Source organism: Pseudomonas batumici (assembly GCF_036585405.1).
In the GTDB taxonomy this organism is placed as follows: domain Bacteria; phylum Pseudomonadota; class Gammaproteobacteria; order Pseudomonadales; family Pseudomonadaceae; genus Aquipseudomonas; species Aquipseudomonas batumici.
In genome coordinates, this window is sequence record NZ_CP144470.1 from 3,911,524 (window position 1) to 3,928,213 (window position 16,690).

Consider the following 16,690-nt stretch of genomic DNA (forward strand, 5'->3'; position numbering starts at 1 on the left):
TTTCGTTCAAGGCCGACCTTTTTCAGGATGATGGCCATTCATCTAACTGTCATATACCAGTCATAGAGTGTTCATCCGGCCTGCTGATACTTGGCCCCGATCTGATAAACCCTCTCTGCTAGGAGCAAGGCATGAAACTGAAGCGTTTGATGGCGGCAATGACTTTTGTCGCTGCTGGCGTTGCAACTGCCCACGCGGTCGCCGCTGGTGTGGACCCGGCCATTCCGTCTTATTCAAAAGTCACGGGTGTATCGGGCAACCTGTCCAGCGTTGGTTCCGACACCCTGGCTAACCTCATGACCCTGTGGGCCGAGGGTTACAAGAAAGAATACCCGAACGTGAACATTCAGATTCAGGCCGCCGGTTCCGCTACCGCGCCGCCCGCCCTGACTGAAGGCACTTCGAACCTGGGCCCGATGAGCCGCAAGATGAAGGACACCGAACTGGCTGCCTTCGAGCAGAAGTACGGCTACAAGCCGACCGCTATCCCGGTCGCCGTGGATGCCCTGGCCGTCTTCGTGCACAAGGACAACCCGATCAAGCACCTGACCATGGAACAAGTCGACGCGATCTTCTCCTCGACTCGTCTGTGCGGCGCCAAGGCCGAAGTCAAGACCTGGGCTGACCTGGGCGTGACCGGCGACCTGGCCAACAAGCCGGTTCAGCTGTTCGGCCGCAACTCGGTATCCGGCACCTACGGCTACTTCAAGGAAGAAGCCCTGTGCAAAGGCGACTACAAGCCTAACGTGAACGAACAGCCAGGTTCGGCTTCCGTCGTGCAGTCCATCAGCTCCTCGCTGAACGGTATCGGCTACTCGGGTATCGGCTACAAGACCGCCAGCGTGAAAACCGTTGCCCTGTCGAAGAAAGGCAGCACCGACTTCATCGAAGACAGCGAAGAAAACGCTCTGAACGGCAAATACCCACTGTCGCGTTTCCTCTACGTCTATGTCAACAAGGCACCGGGCAAGCCTCTGGCTCCGCTGGAAGCCGAGTTCGTGAAACTGGTCCTGTCCAAGCAGGGTCAGGAAGTGGTTGTGAAGGACGGCTACATCCCACTGCCAGCCAAGGTTGCCGCCAAGGCACTGGCTGACCTGGGTCTGAACGAAGGTGGCGTCGCCAAGCAGTAAGCCATCAGCCGGGACGCCAGTCCCGCCAGTAACACCAAGGCGCGGTTTGATCCCCATCGACCGCGCCCCTCATTCCGAATCCGCTGCCAGCCTTGCTGGGCGGCGGCTTCAGTGCGTCACTGCATTGTCATCTTTCTGTCATACAGGATCGCTAGGGTGTGCGCATGACCGATCTGGCCAATTCCACCATGACTACGACTTCTCCCCCCGAGCGCATTGATTTCAATACGCCTGAGCTGCAACGCAAGCGCCGTATTCGCGCGCTGAAAGATCGCCTGACCCGTTGGTATGTGTTCATTGGCGGCCTGGCCGTTCTGGGTGCGATCACGCTGATCTTCTTCTTTCTCGGTTATGTGGTCCTGCCCCTGTTCCAGGGCGCCTCGCTGACCGCCGAGAAAAGCATTACGCCCGCCTGGATCCAGGACGCCGGCAAACCCCTGATGATTTCCCTGGAAGAACAGAACCAGGTAGGCATGCGGGTTTCCGACCAGGGCCAGGTGCTGTTCTTCAATGCCCAGGACGCCACCGAGCTGTCGCGGGTGAGCCTGCCGATTCCGGCCGGTACCACGGTTACTGCCATCAGCAAGGACCAGCCGGGTATCCCGCTGGTGATTGTCGGCCTGTCCAACGGCCAGGCGCTGGTGTTCCGTCACACCTATAAAGTGACGTACCCGGACGGCAAGAAAACCATTTCCCCGGCGGTCGAGTATCCCTACGGCGACACGCCGATCAGCCTCGACGAGCAGGGCCGTGCGCTTGAGCATGTGAACCTGAACGCCGCCGAGTCGACCCTGGTGGTGGCGGGCTCCACCGGTGCCCAGCTGCATGTGCTGGCGCTGACCAAGGAAGAAAACATGATGACCGGCGAGGTCACCAGCGAGCAGAGAAGCATCGAGCTGCCGCAGATGACCGAACCGGTGAAGGCGATCTATATCGATCCGCGCCAGCAATGGCTGTACGTGATCAACGGGCGGGCCCAGGCCGATGTGTTCAGCCTGCGGGACAAGAGCCTGAACGGTCGTTACAAACTGCTGGAAAGCGCCACTGCCGAAGTGACCGCCAGTACCCAACTGGTGGGCGGTATCTCGCTGATCATCGGTGACTCCACCGGTGGCCTGGCTCAGTGGTTCATGGCCCGCGATCCGGATGGCGAGCTGCGCCTGAAAAACATCCGCGGGTTCCAGATGGGCAGCGCGCCTATCGTGGAAATCACCGCCGAAGAGCGTCGCAAGGGCTTTGTCGCCATGGATGCTTCCGGCAAGCTCGGCGTGTTCCACAGCACCGCGCACCGGACCCTGCTGGTGAACCAGGTGGTCGACGGCCAGGGCCTGTTCGGCCTGTCGCCACGGGCCAACCGGGTGATCGTCGAGCAGGGTGGCAAGATCCAGCCGTTGACCCTCGACAACCCGCACCCGGAAGTGTCCTGGAGCGCGCTGTGGAGCAAGGTCTGGTACGAGAACTACGACGAACCCAAGTACGTCTGGCAATCGACCGCCGCCAACACCGACTTCGAACCCAAGCTGAGCCTCTCGCCGCTGACCTTCGGTACCCTGAAGGCCGCGTTCTACGCCATGCTGCTGGCCGCTCCGCTGGCCGTCGCCGCCGCCATCTACACCGCCTACTTCATGGCCCCGGGCATGCGCCGTAAGGTCAAGCCGGTGATCGAGTTGATGGAGGCGATGCCGACGGTGATCCTCGGTTTCTTCGCCGGTCTGTTCCTGGCGCCCTATGTCGAAGGACACCTGCCGGGGATCTTCAGCCTGCTGATGCTCGTGCCGATCGGCATCCTGGTGGCCGGTTTCGCCTGGAGCCGCCTGCCCGAGTCGCTGCGCCTGCGGGTGCCGGACGGCTGGGAAAGCGCGATCCTGATTCCGGTGATCCTGTTCGTCGGCTGGTTGTCGCTGTTCATGAGCCCGCACCTGGAATCGTGGTTCTTCGGCGGTGACATGCGCCTGTGGATCTCCCACGACCTGGGCATCACCTACGACCAGCGCAACGCCCTGGTGGTGGGCCTGGCCATGGGCTTCGCGGTGATCCCGAACATCTACTCGATCGCCGAAGACGCCGTGTTCAGCGTGCCACGCGGCCTGACCCTGGGCTCGCTGGCCCTGGGCGCCACGCCATGGCAGACCATGACGCGGGTGGTGATCCTCACCGCCAGCCCGGGCATCTTCTCGGCGCTGATGATCGGCATGGGGCGTGCCGTCGGCGAGACCATGATCGTACTGATGGCCACCGGTAACACCCCGGTCATGGAGCTGAACCTGTTCGAAGGCCTGCGCACCCTGGCGGCCAACGTGGCGGTGGAGATGCCGGAGTCGGAAGTGGGCGGTAGCCACTACCGCGTGCTGTTCCTTTCGGCGCTGGTGCTGCTGCTGTTCACGTTCATCATGAACACCCTCGCGGAACTGATTCGTCAGCGTCTGCGCAAGAAATACTCGTCGCTTTAAGAAAGGTAGAAGTCTGTGAAACAGAACTCCCTGAATGGCTGGTTCAAGAGCGGCGCCCCCGGCGTCTGGATCAGCGGTGGTGCGGTATCCATCGCGGTCATCATGACCGTCGGCCTGCTGGCCGTGATTGCCGTGCGTGGCCTGGGTCACTTCTGGCCGGCCGACCTGGTGCATGCCCAGTACAACGTGCCGGGCCAGGCCAGCCAGGTCGTGGTCGGCGAGGTGGTGCAGAAGGAGGAGGTGCCGCGCGAGCGCCTGAAGACGGCCGGCTTGCCGGTACCGGAGCCGGGGCCCGAGTTCATGACCCGGGAACTGATCAAGGTCGGTAACCGCGACCTGAACGGCAACGACTTCACCTGGACCGTCGGCGAGTGGCTGCAGGACCAGACCTATCCGACCGAACTGATGACCATCGAGCGTCGCGAGTGGGGCAACTTCTACGGCACCCTGGTCAGCGTCAAGGAAAGCGGCAAGGTGGTCGCCGAAGGCGAAACCGCCTGGCCCGAGCTGCAGGCCCGTATCCAGCGCGTGAGCGGCCTGGCGGCGCAGATCAAGACGCTTGAGAAGCGCGATATCGGCGCCATCAACGCCGGTCTCGAGCGTATTCGCCTGCACGGCCGCAAGCTGGAGCTGGAAGGCCGTCTTGACGCCACCGCGCAAGCCGACATGGCGGCCGAACGCGCCGAGCTCAATGCCCGCTACCAGGCAGTCGAAGCCAGCCTGGGCGATCTGCACACCCAGTTCAACCGCGACAGCCTGACGGCCCGCGATGCCAACGGCAAGGAAGTGGAAATCGGCATCGGCAAAGTGGTGCATGCCTACCAGCCGAACGCCATGGGCACGCTGACCAAGCTGGGTTTCTATTTCAGCAAGGCCTGGGAATTCCTCAGCGACGATCCGCGTGAAGCCAACACCGAAGGCGGGATCTTCCCGGCGATCTTCGGTACCGTGATGATGACCCTGATCATGGCGATGATCGTGACCCCGTTCGGCGTGCTGGCGGCGGTCTACCTGCGTGAGTACGCCAAGCAGAACGCGTTGACCCGGATCATCCGTATCGCAGTGAACAACCTGGCCGGTGTCCCGGCGATTGTCTACGGCGTGTTCGGCCTGGGCTTCTTCGTCTATGTACTGGGCGGCTCCATCGACCGGCTGTTCTTCCCCGAAGCCTTGCCGGCACCGACCTTCGGTACCCCGGGCCTGCTCTGGGCCTCCGTGACCCTGGCGCTGCTGGCGGTGCCGGTGGTGATCGTGGCGACCGAGGAAGGCCTGGCGCGGATTCCCCGCACCGTGCGCGAAGGCTCGCTGGCCCTGGGCGCGACCAAGGCCGAGACGCTGTGGAAGATCGTCTTGCCGATGGCCAGCCCGGCCATGATGACCGGCATGATCCTCGCCGTGGCCCGCGCCGCCGGCGAAGTGGCACCGCTGATGCTGGTGGGTGTGGTGAAACTGGCACCGTCGCTGCCGTTGGACGGCAACTACCCGTACCTGCACCTGGACCAGAAGATCATGCACCTGGGCTTCCACATCTACGACGTCGGCTTCCAGAGCCCGAACGTCGAGGCCGCCCGTCCGCTGGTATACGCCACCGCGTTGCTGCTGGTGTTGGTGATCGCCACGTTGAACCTGTCGGCCGTGTGGATCCGTAACCACCTGCGCGAGAAGTACAAGGCGCTGGATAGCTAATAACATTCACCCAAACCCCTGTAGGAGCGAGCTTGCTCGCGAAGAAAGACGCATCACCAGAGTGTTCGGACAAGTCCGGGTGACCGCATCGCGAGCAAGCTCGCTCCTACAACGAATATGTGAGCGCAGGGAGTTACCCCATGCAGCATGAACCCCAATCCCACGGCATCAACCTGTCCGCCCTGGGTCGTAGCAAGCAGAGCCTGGACCTGGCGAGCGAAACCGTTGCCATCGAAGTCCCGAAACTGAGCCTGTACTACGGCGAGAAGCAGGCGCTGTACGATGTCAGCATGAACATCCCCAAGCAGCGCGTGACGGCCTTCATCGGCCCGTCCGGTTGCGGCAAGTCGACGCTGCTGCGCACCTTCAACCGCATGAACGACCTGGTGGACGGTTGCCGCGTGGACGGTGAGATCAACCTCTACGGCAACAACATCTACCGCAAGGGCGAGGATGTGGCCGAGCTGCGCCGCAAGGTCGGCATGGTGTTCCAGAAGCCCAACCCGTTCCCCAAGACCATCTACGAAAACGTGGTCTACGGCCTGCGTATCCAGGGCATCAACAAGAAGCGTATCCTCGACGAAGCCGTGGAGTGGGCCCTCAAGGGCGCCGCGCTGTGGGATGAGGTCAAGGACCGCCTGCACGATTCGGCCCTGGGCCTGTCTGGCGGCCAGCAGCAGCGTCTGGTGATCGCCCGGACCATCGCGGTGGAACCGGAAGTGTTGTTGCTCGACGAACCGTGCTCGGCACTCGATCCGATCTCGACCCTCAAGGTCGAAGAACTGATCTACGAGCTGAAGTCCAAGTTCACCATCGTCATCGTGACCCACAACATGCAACAGGCGGCGCGGGTGTCCGACTACACCGCGTTCATGTACATGGGCAAGCTGGTGGAGTTCGGTGACACCGATACCCTGTTCACCAACCCGGCGAAGAAGCAGACCGAAGACTACATCACCGGTCGTTATGGCTAGGTGAAGCAGCTGCGGGCCGCAATCGGCAAGCACGGGCAGCCAGAGAATATCCCTAATTCGGCTTGAAGCTTAGCGCTTGAAGCCTGCAGCTTTCGCGGAGTGAAACATGATTGATAAAGACGGTCTTACCCACCACATTTCCGCGCAGTTCAACGCGGAACTGGAAGAAGTACGCAGCCACCTCCTGGCCATGGGCGGTCTGGTCGAGAAACAGGTCAACGACGCGGTGACCGCGCTGGTCGAGGCCGACTCGGGCCTGGCCCAGCAAGTGCGCGAAATCGACGACCAGATCAACCAGATGGAGCGCAACATCGACGAGGAGTGCCTGCGCATTCTGGCCCGTCGCCAGCCCGCGGCCTCCGACCTGCGCCTGATTATCAGCATCTCCAAGTCGGTGATCGACCTGGAGCGCATCGGTGACGAAGCCACCAAGATCGCCCGTCGCGCCATCCAGCTGTGCGAGGAGGGCGAGGCGCCGCGGGGTTATGTCGAGGTGCGTCATATCGGCGACCAGGTGCGCAACATGGTCCGCGACGCGCTGGATGCCTTTGCCCGCTTCGACGCCGAGCTGGCCTTGTCGGTGGCGCAGTACGACAAGACCATCGACCGCGAGTACAAGACCGCCCTGCGCGAGCTGGCGACCTACATGATGGAAGATCCGCGCTCGATCACCCGGGTGTTGAGCATCATCTGGGTGCTGCGTTCCCTGGAGCGGATCGGCGACCACGCACGGAATATTTCCGAACTGGTGATCTATCTGGTGCGCGGTACCGATGTCCGTCACCTGGGCCTCAAGCGCATGCGCCAGGAAGTTGAGGGTACCTCGTCCGAAACCGCTAATGTTCCCGGCGAAGCTGACGATAAGTAAGATTGCCCGAGAGAAACGCCCGGCCTAAGGTCGGGCGTTTTTGTTTGTGGCGTACAGAATTTACGCGCATCCGCGAACGAAAAGTCCTGGCGTGACCGATCGGTGTTGGCAAATAGCCATTAGTCAGTATGCTAGCCGGGATTTTCAGAGGAATGGTCAATGAGTAAAGTCAGTGTGTTGGTGGTGGATGACGCGTCGTTCATCCGTGATCTGGTGAAGAAATGCCTGCGCAACTACTTCCCGGGCATCCGGATCGAGGACGCCGTCAACGGTCGCAAGGCCCAGGCGGTGCTGGCCCGCGAAGCGTTCGACCTGGTGCTGTGTGACTGGGAAATGCCGGAAATGTCCGGTCTGGAGTTGCTGACCTGGTGCCGCCAGCAGGACAACCTCAAGGCGATGCCGTTCGTCATGGTCACCAGCCGTGGCGACAAGGAAAACGTGGTCCAGGCGATCCAGGCCGGTGTTTCCGGCTATGTCAGCAAGCCGTTTACCAACGAACAGTTGCTGACCAAGGTCAAGCAGGCGTTGCACAAGGTCGGCAAGCTCGACACCTTGATGAACAGCGCGCCGACCCGGGCGAACTCGGCCTTTGCCAACGACTCCCTGAGCGCCCTGACCGGCGGCAAGGCTGAAGTGGTCAGCCCGGCAGCCGCACAGGCCCCGGCGGCGGCACCGTCCAAAGGTTTGCTCAACAGCCCGCCTGTACGTCCGGCTGCAGCGCCGGCGGCGGCCTCGGGCGGTCGTGGCCAGGGCCAGTTGCGCCTGTCCAGCGGCATCCAGCAGTGCGTCATCAAGGCGCTGAGCATCAAGGAAGCCTTGCTGGTGGTACGCCGTGCCGAGGCCCTGCCACAGGTACTGGAAAACGCGGTGCTGGACCTGGAGCAGGGCGACAACGCCGAGGTGGCCCGTCTGAACGGTTACCTGCATGCGATCGTTGCCCATGAGCCGAAGCCGGACAGCGAATGGCTGCAACTGACCTTCCGCTTTGTCGACCAGGATGCCCAGAAGCTGGACTACATCTCCCGCCTGATCGCCCGCGGCACTGCGCTGAAGCACTTCGTTCCCGGGGCTTGATGCCCACCTGACGGCGCGGTGGCCTTGCGCACCGCGCCGTTTGCCTGAGTCTCCTTTCCGTACCAAGCGGTGTGATTCACACAAACACCTTGGCCACCTGCTAGTCTGGTCGCCATGTTTTGTTCGGCGACTCTCGCTTATGTTCCTGCGCCTGCTGCTTTCCTGTGGTCTGTTGATGGCCGCCACCTCGGCTGCGGCGATGACCATCTACAAGTACACCGATGCCAATGGGGTGGTCTCCTACAGTGACCGACCGGCGCCGGGGGCCCAGGTATTCGTGTTTCGTGATCGGATGGTCGAGCACCTGGAGCGTCAGGTGCGCCTGGATATCCGCAAGCAGAAGGGCGGTGATGAGGTCTACGTGCGTAACGACCTGTATGCCCCGGTGGAGATCGAGCTGGGATTCGGGGCACTGAAGAATGTCAGCGGTGCCCCGCGGTCGATCCGCAAGGTTCTGCCGGCCCGCAGCAACCAGCGCCTGGCGCTGCTCACGGCGACCCAGGCCGGCCAGCCCATGCGCTACACCCCCAAGTTCCAGTATTTCCTCGGCGACCCTTCCGGGCAGGCCCAGGGCTATCGTTACCCCTTTCCCTGGCGCGGCGGGCCGTTTCGACTGACCCAGGGGCCGAACGGGCAGTACAGCCACTTCGGCGCCAAGAGCCGTTACGCGATGGACATCGCCATGCCGGTGGGCACGCCGATCGTGGCGGCGCGGGGTGGGGTGGTGATCAAGACCGAGAATGACCAGAGCGGAGGCGGCAAGAACCCGTCGGGCAACTTCGTGCGGGTGTTGCACGACGACGGCACCATGGGCGTGTACCTGCACCTCAAGCAAGGCTCGGTGAGCGTGCAGGAAGGCCAGCGGGTGGCGGTGGGCAGCCCGCTGGCGCTGTCGGGCAACACCGGCAACAGCACCGGGCCGCACCTGCACTTCGTGGTGCAGCGCAATACCGGGATGGGGCTGGTGTCGATTCCCTATCAGTTCAGCCAGCCGCTGGAAGAGTTGCCGAATTTTGCGCTAAGAGGGAAATAGCCCGTCTCAATCGATCTTGAGGACCTTGGCCAGGATGATCTTCGGCCCTTTCATCTTCTTGATGATGATGCGCAGGCCCTCGACTTCCATGACCTCTTCCTCTTCCGGCACCCGTTTCAAGGAGTCATAGACCAGGCCGGCGAGGGTTTCAGCCTCGATATGGTCCAGGTCGATACCCAGCAGGCGCTCGACCTTGAACAACGGCGTATCGCCACGCACCAGCAACTTGCCAGGCTGATAGGCGAGGATGCCGCGTTCGGTCTTGCGGTGTTCGTCCTGGATATCGCCTACCAGCACTTCCAGCACGTCTTCCATGGTCAGGTAGCCGATCACCTTGCCGTCGGCTTCCTCCACCAAGGCGAAGTGCGAGCCGCCCTGGCGGAATTGCTCCAGCAGGCGCGACAGCGGCATGTGCCGGGATACCCGCTCCAGCGGGCGGGTCAGTTCCGCGAGGTTGAACGACTCGGGAATATGGTCCAGTGCCGCCAGTTCCAGCAGCAGGTCCTTGATGTGCAACAGGCCAACGAACACGTTGTTTTCGGCGTCGTACACCGGATAACGACTGAATTTGTGGCGACGGAACAGCGCGAGGATTTCCTTGAGCGGGGCGTTGCAGTCCAGGGTCACCAGGTCTTCGCGGGAATTGGCCCAGTCGACCACTTCCAGTTCGCCCATTTCCACTGCCGAGGCCAATACGCGCATGCCTTGGTCGCTGGGGTCCTGGCCCCGGCTGGAGTGCAGGATCAGCTTGAGCTCTTCACGGCTGTAATGGTGCTCGTGGTGCGGGCCGGGCTCGCCCTGGCCGGCGATCCGCAAAATGGTGTTGGCGCTGGCGTTGAGCAGGTAGATCGCCGGGTACATCAGCCAGTAGAACAGGTACAGCGGCACCGCCGTCCACAACGACAGCAGCTCGGGCTTGCGGATGGCCCAGGACTTGGGCGCCAGCTCGCCGACCACGATGTGCAGGTAGGAAATGATGAAGAAGGCGGTAAAGAACGACACGCCCTTGACCACTTCGGCCGAGTTTATCCCGACGGCGTCGAGCAGCGGCTCCATCAGGTGGGCGAAGGCCGGTTCACCGACCCAGCCCAGGCCCAGGGAGGCGAGGGTGATACCCAGTTGGCAGGCGGACAGGTAGGCGTCCAGCTTGCTGTGCACGGTGCGCAGGATCTGTCCGCGCCAGCCGTTCTGATGGGCGATGGTCTCGACCCGGGTCGAGCGCAGCTTGACCATGGCGAATTCGGCCGCAACGAAGAAGCCGTTGAGCAATACCAGGATCAGAGCGAAAAGAAGCATGCCGAAATCGGCGAAGAGCGAAGCGAGGGTCAAGCTACTAGGGGAAGGGTCCATGATGGGGTTTTACGGGTTCCGTATTTCAATTTGAAGTAGGTGGGCGGGTGCCTGAAAGGCAGGCACAAGTGGTCCAATGTAGCGGCAGATGCGCCCGTTGCCTAGTGGTCTGGCCCGACGGGTGTCCCGGCAAGGCACTAGGCGGTCTGGTTATTGACCTGCGCGCGAGTCACCTGGGCCGGGGCGAAATGGCAGGTAAAGGTGCTGCCGTGGCCCAGGACGCTGCTGATTTCCAGGCGGGCGCGATGGCGCAGCAGTACATGCTTGACGATGGCCAGGCCCAGGCCGGTGCCGCCGGTGTTGGAGTTGCGGCTGGAGTCCACCCGGTAGAAGCGTTCGGTGAGGCGCGGCAGATGTTTGTTGTCGATGCCGATGCCCGAGTCCTGCACGCTCAGGTGCGCGCCGTGCTCGTCGCCCCACCAGCGAATGCGGATATTGCCTTCGGCCGGGGTGTACTTGACGGCGTTGAACACCAGGTTGGAGAAGGCGCTGCGCAGTTCCGCCTCGCTGCCCTTGAGGCGGATGGCGCCGTCGGCTTCCAGGGTGATGTTCTGGTTGCGCTGGCCGGACAGGGCCTGGGCATCGTTCTTGATCGACTGCAACAGGGTATCGATGCGCACCGGCTGGTTGTCCGAGGGGTAGTCGGTGGCTTCCAGCTTGGCCAGCAGCAACAGGTCGTTGAGCAGCGTCTGCATGCGGCTGCCTTGCTGCTGCATCTGCTGCAGGGCGCGCACCCAGCGAGGATTGACCTCTTCGACGTTGTCGAGCAGGGTTTCCAGGTAGCCGGAGATCACCGTCAGGGGCGTGCGCAGCTCATGGGAGACGTTGGCGACGAAGTCCTTGCGCATCTGTTCCAGTTGATGGATGCGGGTCACGTCGCGCACCAGCATCAGGTGCTCGTTGTTGCCGTAGCGGGTGATATAGAGCTGGATGCGCATCCGGTCATTGGTCGGCGAGGGGATTTCCAGCGGCTCGGCGTAGCTTTCCTGCTCGAAGTATTCCTTGAAGCGCGGATGCCGCACCAGGTTGGTCACCGGCTGGCCGCTGTCCTGGGGCGTCTTGAGACCCAGCAGGGTTTCTGCGGCGCGGTTCCACCATTCCAGGTTGCCGTCGCTGTCGAGCATGATCACCGCGTCCTTCAGGGCGGCGGTGGATTCCTGGACCCGGTCGATCACCGCTTGCAGGCGACCGCGCACGCGCTGGTCGCGACGTTGCAGGTGATAGATGCTGTCGAACACATCACCCCACAGGCCGTAGCCGTCCGGCGGTGCTTCTTCGGGTTTGTGCTGGCGCAGCCACTGGTGCAGACGCAGCAATTGCTTGAGGGTCCAGCCCAGGTACAGCCCCAGGCCCACGGCCAGGCTCCAGCCGTAATACCCGCTGACCAGGCCTGCCACCAGGCAACCGGTCACCAGCAACAACAGATGGCGGATCAGGGTGCCATGCCAGTTTTGATTCACTTCAACATGCGTCCTTGGAGGCGAAGCAGTTTCGAGCGACGAGCTTCAAGCCGGCTCGGTTCGCGACGTGTCGGGGGGCGTTTGCCGCCGTTCTCAGCCCTTGGTCGAGAAACGATAGCCGGTGCCGCGCACGGTTTGTACCAGATTCTCGTAGGCATCGCCCAGGGCCTTGCGCAGGCGACGGATATGCACGTCGACGGTGCGCTCCTCGACATAGACATTGCCGCCCCAGACCTGGTCCAGCAACTGGCCGCGGGTGTAGGCACGCTCCTGGTGGGTCATGAAGAACTGCAACAGGCGGTATTCGGTGGGGCCCATTTCCGCGGGCTTGCCGTCGATGGTCACCCGGTGGCTGATGGGGTCGAGCAGCAGGCCGCCGACTTCGATGGGGGCTTCGCCATCGGTCGGACCGGCACGGCGCAGCACCGCCTTGAGGCGTGCAACCAGTTCCCGTGGGGAAAACGGCTTGGTGATGTAGTCGTCGGCGCCGACTTCAAGACCCTGGATCTTGTTGTCCTCTTCGCCCTTGGCGGTGAGCATGATGATCGGGATGTCACCGGTCAGTTCATCGCGCTTGAGGCGCCGAGCCAGTTCGATGCCCGAGGTGCCGGGCAGCATCCAGTCGAGCAGGATCAGGTCGGGTTTGCGGTCGATGATGACCGCGTGGGCCTGCTGGGAGTTTTCCGCTTCCAGGCAGTCATAGCCGGCCATTTCCAACGCCACGGCGATCATCTCGCGGATGGGCGCTTCGTCGTCGACGATCAGAATGCTCCTGCCAACCATATCCCATCACCCTCTTGTCATTGAACTGTCTTGCGCCGCATTAGATAACGAAATTATTGCAGACATGTGACAGCTTTTTTCGGCAGGCGCAATGGTCATGTTCATGGGCTACGCTGAGGATTCGAATCCTACAACCACAAAAGGAAGGTTCTCATGACTCACTCTTCGTTTTCGTTGAAAGCCTTGATGGTAACGGCGGCATTGACGCTGCCGACCCTGGTTTTCGCAGCCGAGCCGGCCATGATGAAAGACGGCAAGATGGTCGATAGCAAGGGCATGACGCTGTACACCTTTGATAAGGATGCCAACGGTAAATCCATGTGCAACGGCCAATGCACCGAGAACTGGCCGCCGATGATGGCTCCTGCGGGCGCCAAGGCCGAGGGCAAGTGGACGGTGATCAAGCGCGACGACGGCACGATGCAGTGGGCGCATGATGGCAAGCCGATGTACACCTTCAAGATGGACGCCAAGCCCGGAGACGCCATGGGTGACGGTAAAGGCGGCGGTATGTGGCACATGGCCAAGCACTGATTCAGCGCTGTCCCTGTAGGAGCCGGCTTGTCGGGACGCCGCACCGCGGCGATAGCGTCCGGATGGGCGATGCAAGGCCCAAGGCCCTCATCGCCGGCAAGCCGGCTCCCACAGGTTTCGGGGTTGTCTGGTGTAGCGCGTTGTCGTTGGCTGCGGTTGGTCAGCGCACCGCGTAATCCAGCACGATCCCCAGGAAAATCGCCAACCCCGCCCAGTGGTTGTGCAGGAACATCTTGAAGCAGAGCTGCGGGTCCTTGCCCCGGGTGACCCAGAACTCCCAGACAAAACAGGCTGCGGCCGCTAAAAGGCCGACATGGAACCAGCCCCCCAGTTCGAACCGCGCCCCGGCCAGCAGCAGGCAGCCGAGCATCAGGCCCTGCAAGGTCAGGATAATCACCCGATCCGCCTCGCCGAACAGAATGGCGGTGGATTTCACGCCGATCTTCAGGTCGTCCTCGCGGTCGGTCATGGCGTAGTAGGTGTCGAACGCCACCGTCCACATCAGGTTGGCGATATACAGCAACCAGGCCGTGGCGGGCAGGCTGCCGGTCTCGGCGGTGAAGGCCATCAGGATGCCCCAGGAATACGCCGCGCCCAGCACCACCTGCGGGTAATAGGTGTAGCGCTTCATGAACGGGTAGCAGGCTGCCACCGCCAGGGCGCCGAAGGACAGCCACACGGTGGTCGCGTTGGTGCACAGCACCAGCAGGAAGGCGATTCCCATCAGCAGCGCGAACACCACCAGGGCTTCCTTGCCGCTGATCCGCCCGGCCGCCAGGGGCCGTTGCTCGGTGCGCTTGACGTGGCCGTCGACCTTGCGGTCGGCGAAGTCGTTGATCGCGCAGCCGCCGGCGCGGGTCAGGATCACGCCGAGGGTGAAGATCAGCAGGTTGCCCAGCGACGGTACGCCCTTGGCCGCGATCCACAGCGCGCTCAGGGTCGGCCACAACAGCAGGTAGATGCCGATGGGCTTGTCCATGCGGGTCAGCTGGAGAAAGTCCCAGGCCCGTGGGTGCAGGCGGTTCATGGATTTGAGCAGGTTCAGGTACATCAAGGGTTCTCCGCACAGGCATTGACGGCGTGCCACAGGCTCGGCAGGAAAATCTCCGCCACCAGCAGGCTCAGCGGCCCGCGATTGAAGCGTGAACGGCGACCCCAGAGGTCGTCGGCGCGGTGCTCCGGCGGCAGCCAGGGCGCGGGGTACTGGCAGACCTCGATGGCCTGGCGCTCGAACGCCTGGTCGCAGAACAGCAGTTCGCCCAGTGAACGACTGCCCAGCTCATCCATATTAAGGCCGCCCTCGCGCAAGGCACTCTGCGCCGCGACGCTGCGGGCGAACACCCAGGGCTGACCGTGACCGCGCAGATACACCTCGCGCACCCAACCCAGGCTGGCCGCCGGCAGCTCCAGCGCGGCGCACTCGTCGTCGCGCAGCGGTTGCCAGCCTTCGAACAGCGGCGTGACACTGAAAGAGTTATCGGAAAGTGCTGTCAGACGACGGGTGAGAGACCCCTCGTCGAATAACCAGTCTAGGGTTTGCGCGTCTTGCGGGGCGCTCAGCCGGCTCTGCGTGAGCCAGGCGGGAGACGCCGGAACGGGGGCTTTGTGCGGCACGATGGGCAGTTGATTGGCAGCCAGTGAGGCGCCGAGCTTATCACAGGCCGTCCGGCCGTTTAGAGCGCTCGGCTTATCAACGCTGTCGATCGTGCTTGCATCGGCGGGCTTCGATCAGTACAAAACGCCCTGAGCCGGACGGCAACGCCGTACCCATCGACTGTCCGTGCCGTCATACGCCTGGGAACCGAGGAAGTAACGAGATGAAGAAGTGGCAATGTGTGGTCTGCGGGCTGATCTATGACGAGAAGGACGGTTGGCCGGATGACGGCATCGCCGCCGGGACCAAGTGGGAAGACGTCCCCGCAGACTGGCTGTGCCCGGACTGTGGCGTCGGCAAAATGGATTTCGAAATGATCGAAATCGGCTGATTGATCAATTTTTAAACAGAATCAATGGATCTGGAGAAAGGAATGAGTGCACCTGTCGTGATCGTCGGTACGGGGCTTGCCGGTTACAACCTGGCCCGGGAGTGTCGCAAGCTCGACAGCGAAACCCCGCTGCTGCTGATTACCGCCGATGACGGGCGTTCCTACTCCAAGCCCATGCTGTCCACCGGCTTTGGCAAGAACAAGGACGCCGACGGCCTGAGCATGGCCGAGCCCGGGGCCATGGCCGAGCAGCTCAAGGCCGAGATCCGCACCCACACCCGCATCAGCGGTATCGACCCGGGCCACAAGCGCCTGTGGATTGGCGAGGAAGCGGTGAACTACCGCGACCTGGTCCTGGCCTGGGGCGCGGAAACCGTGCGGGTGCCGGTGGAAGGCGATGCCCCCGAGGCGATTTTCCCGATCAACGACCTGGAAGACTACGCGCGCTTCCGTGCGGCGGCGGCGGGCAAGCAGCGCGTCCTGCTGCTGGGCGCCGGATTGATCGGTTGTGAATTCGCCAATGACCTGATCCTCGGCGGCTACCAGGTGGACCTCGTGGCCCCCTGCGAGCAAGTCATGCCGACGCTGCTGCACCCGGCGGCAGCGGCCGCGGTGCAAGCGGGCCTGGAAAGCCTCGGTGCGCGTTTCCACCTTGGCCCGGTGCTGACCCGCCTGCAACGCAGCGGCGAGCACCTGGAGGCGCACCTGTCGGACGGCGCCACCCTGGCCTGCGACGTGGTGGTCTCGGCCATCGGCCTGCGCCCGCGCGTCGATCTGGCGGCGGCGGCCGGCTTGCAGGTCAATCGGGGGGTGGTGGTCGATCGCCACCTGAAAACCTCCCACGCCAATATCTACGCCCTGGGCGATTGCGCCGAGGTCGATGGCTTGAACCTGCTGTACGTCATGCCGCTGATGAATTGCGCCCGGGCCTTGGCCCAGACCCTGGCCGGTAACGCCACCGCCGTGAGCTATGGCGCCATGCCGATCACGGTGAAGACACCGGTATGCCCGCTGGTGGTGTCGCCGCCGCCCCGTGGCCACGAAGGGGTCTGGACGGTCGAAGGCCAGGGCACCGACATCAAGGCCCTGTGCCGCGATACCAGCGGTCGGCTGCTGGGCTATGCCCTGACTGGGGCCGCGGTGATGGAAAAACTGGCCCTGAACAAGGAGCTTCCGCCGTTGCTGGCGTAAATAGCGGTCCTTCTGTCGTAAACACCCTGTTCTTGCCCTTACAAAGGTCGTCACGAGACTGGCGCGGGACCTTGCCTCGTGCCATCCTCACTCCCGTCTGCCGCAGAGTAGAGCCTGCGGCGCTTTGGGCGCTGTTCCGGAAGAACAGCACGGACATAACAACAAAAAACCG

At 62.8% G+C, this 16,690-nt stretch carries 15 protein-coding genes; 10 read left to right on the plus strand and 5 right to left on the minus strand.

Features of this window, described 5'->3' with window-relative positions; translation table 11 throughout:
- Nucleotides 1-131: 131 nt before the first annotated feature.
- The 7 genes from NUH87_RS17640 (at nucleotide 132) to NUH87_RS17670 (ending at nucleotide 9,215) form a co-directional block, all read left to right on the plus strand.
- Nucleotides 132-1,130: a phosphate ABC transporter substrate-binding protein PstS gene (locus NUH87_RS17640; RefSeq protein WP_040071785.1), complete on the plus strand. Its 999-nt coding sequence runs from the start codon at nucleotides 132-134 to the stop codon at nucleotides 1,128-1,130.
- A gap of 416 nt (nucleotides 1,131-1,546) precedes the next feature.
- A complete protein-coding gene (locus NUH87_RS17645) occupies nucleotides 1,547-3,580 on the plus strand; it encodes an ABC transporter permease subunit (RefSeq protein WP_338526849.1) in 2,034 nt (677 codons plus the stop codon).
- Between the two features lie 15 nt (nucleotides 3,581-3,595).
- Nucleotides 3,596-5,266, plus strand: coding sequence for a phosphate ABC transporter permease PstA (pstA, locus tag NUH87_RS17650; protein WP_338522053.1), 1,671 nt, complete (start codon nucleotides 3,596-3,598; stop codon nucleotides 5,264-5,266).
- A 140-nt stretch (nucleotides 5,267-5,406) separates the two neighbouring features.
- The gene (gene pstB, locus NUH87_RS17655) at nucleotides 5,407-6,240 is read left to right on the plus strand and encodes a phosphate ABC transporter ATP-binding protein PstB (protein ID WP_040071782.1); all 834 of its coding nucleotides are present in this window, start codon (nucleotides 5,407-5,409) and stop codon (nucleotides 6,238-6,240) included.
- 106 nt (nucleotides 6,241-6,346) lie between these two features.
- Complete coding sequence (gene phoU, locus NUH87_RS17660; protein ID WP_338522054.1) at nucleotides 6,347-7,108, plus strand: phosphate signaling complex protein PhoU; 762 nt, start codon at nucleotides 6,347-6,349, stop codon at nucleotides 7,106-7,108.
- 159 nt (nucleotides 7,109-7,267) lie between these two features.
- Complete coding sequence (locus tag NUH87_RS17665) at nucleotides 7,268-8,182, plus strand: response regulator (protein ID WP_338522055.1); 915 nt, start codon at nucleotides 7,268-7,270, stop codon at nucleotides 8,180-8,182.
- Between the two features lie 139 nt (nucleotides 8,183-8,321).
- Nucleotides 8,322-9,215, plus strand: coding sequence for a M23 family metallopeptidase (locus tag NUH87_RS17670; protein WP_338522056.1), 894 nt, complete (start codon nucleotides 8,322-8,324; stop codon nucleotides 9,213-9,215).
- 6 nt (nucleotides 9,216-9,221) lie between these two features.
- On the opposite strand, the gene NUH87_RS17675 is transcribed toward NUH87_RS17670, so the two are convergent.
- The 3 genes from NUH87_RS17675 to phoB all read right to left on the minus strand — a co-directional run bounded on the left by NUH87_RS17675 (nucleotide 9,222) and on the right by phoB (nucleotide 12,808).
- Nucleotides 9,222-10,565, minus strand: a complete 1,344-nt coding sequence (locus NUH87_RS17675) for a hemolysin family protein (RefSeq protein ID WP_338522057.1) — start codon at nucleotides 10,563-10,565, stop codon at nucleotides 9,222-9,224.
- Between the two features lie 137 nt (nucleotides 10,566-10,702).
- Nucleotides 10,703-12,025: a phosphate regulon sensor histidine kinase PhoR gene (phoR, locus tag NUH87_RS17680; protein ID WP_338522058.1), complete on the minus strand. Its 1,323-nt coding sequence runs from the start codon at nucleotides 12,023-12,025 to the stop codon at nucleotides 10,703-10,705.
- Nucleotides 12,026-12,118: 93 nt separating this feature from the next.
- Entirely contained in the window at nucleotides 12,119-12,808 is a 690-nt protein-coding gene (gene phoB / locus NUH87_RS17685) for a phosphate regulon transcriptional regulator PhoB (protein WP_040071774.1), read from the minus strand.
- Between the two features lie 153 nt (nucleotides 12,809-12,961).
- Between phoB and NUH87_RS17690 the strand changes: the two genes are divergently transcribed.
- Nucleotides 12,962-13,342 carry a hypothetical protein gene (locus NUH87_RS17690; RefSeq protein ID WP_338522059.1) on the plus strand — a complete coding sequence of 127 codons (381 nt, stop codon included), beginning with the start codon at nucleotides 12,962-12,964 and terminating at the stop codon, nucleotides 13,340-13,342.
- Between the two features lie 160 nt (nucleotides 13,343-13,502).
- Here the strand turns inward: NUH87_RS17690 and ubiA are convergent, their stop codons facing one another.
- A complete protein-coding gene (gene ubiA / locus NUH87_RS17695) occupies nucleotides 13,503-14,393 on the minus strand; it encodes a 4-hydroxybenzoate octaprenyltransferase (protein WP_040071772.1) in 891 nt (296 codons plus the stop codon).
- Nucleotides 14,393-14,956, minus strand: coding sequence for a chorismate--pyruvate lyase family protein (locus NUH87_RS17700; RefSeq protein WP_338522060.1), 564 nt, complete (start codon nucleotides 14,954-14,956; stop codon nucleotides 14,393-14,395). Before NUH87_RS17700 ends, ubiA begins: the two co-directional genes overlap by 1 nt.
- A 203-nt stretch (nucleotides 14,957-15,159) precedes the next feature.
- Between NUH87_RS17700 and NUH87_RS17705 the strand changes: the two genes are divergently transcribed.
- Together NUH87_RS17705 and NUH87_RS17710 are read left to right on the plus strand one after the other, a co-directional pair.
- On the plus strand, nucleotides 15,160-15,327 hold the full coding sequence (locus NUH87_RS17705; protein ID WP_040071771.1) for a rubredoxin: 168 nt from the start codon (nucleotides 15,160-15,162) through the stop codon (nucleotides 15,325-15,327).
- Between the two features lie 42 nt (nucleotides 15,328-15,369).
- Complete coding sequence (locus tag NUH87_RS17710) at nucleotides 15,370-16,518, plus strand: NAD(P)/FAD-dependent oxidoreductase (protein WP_338522061.1); 1,149 nt, start codon at nucleotides 15,370-15,372, stop codon at nucleotides 16,516-16,518.
- Nucleotides 16,519-16,690: the final 172 nt, after the last annotated feature.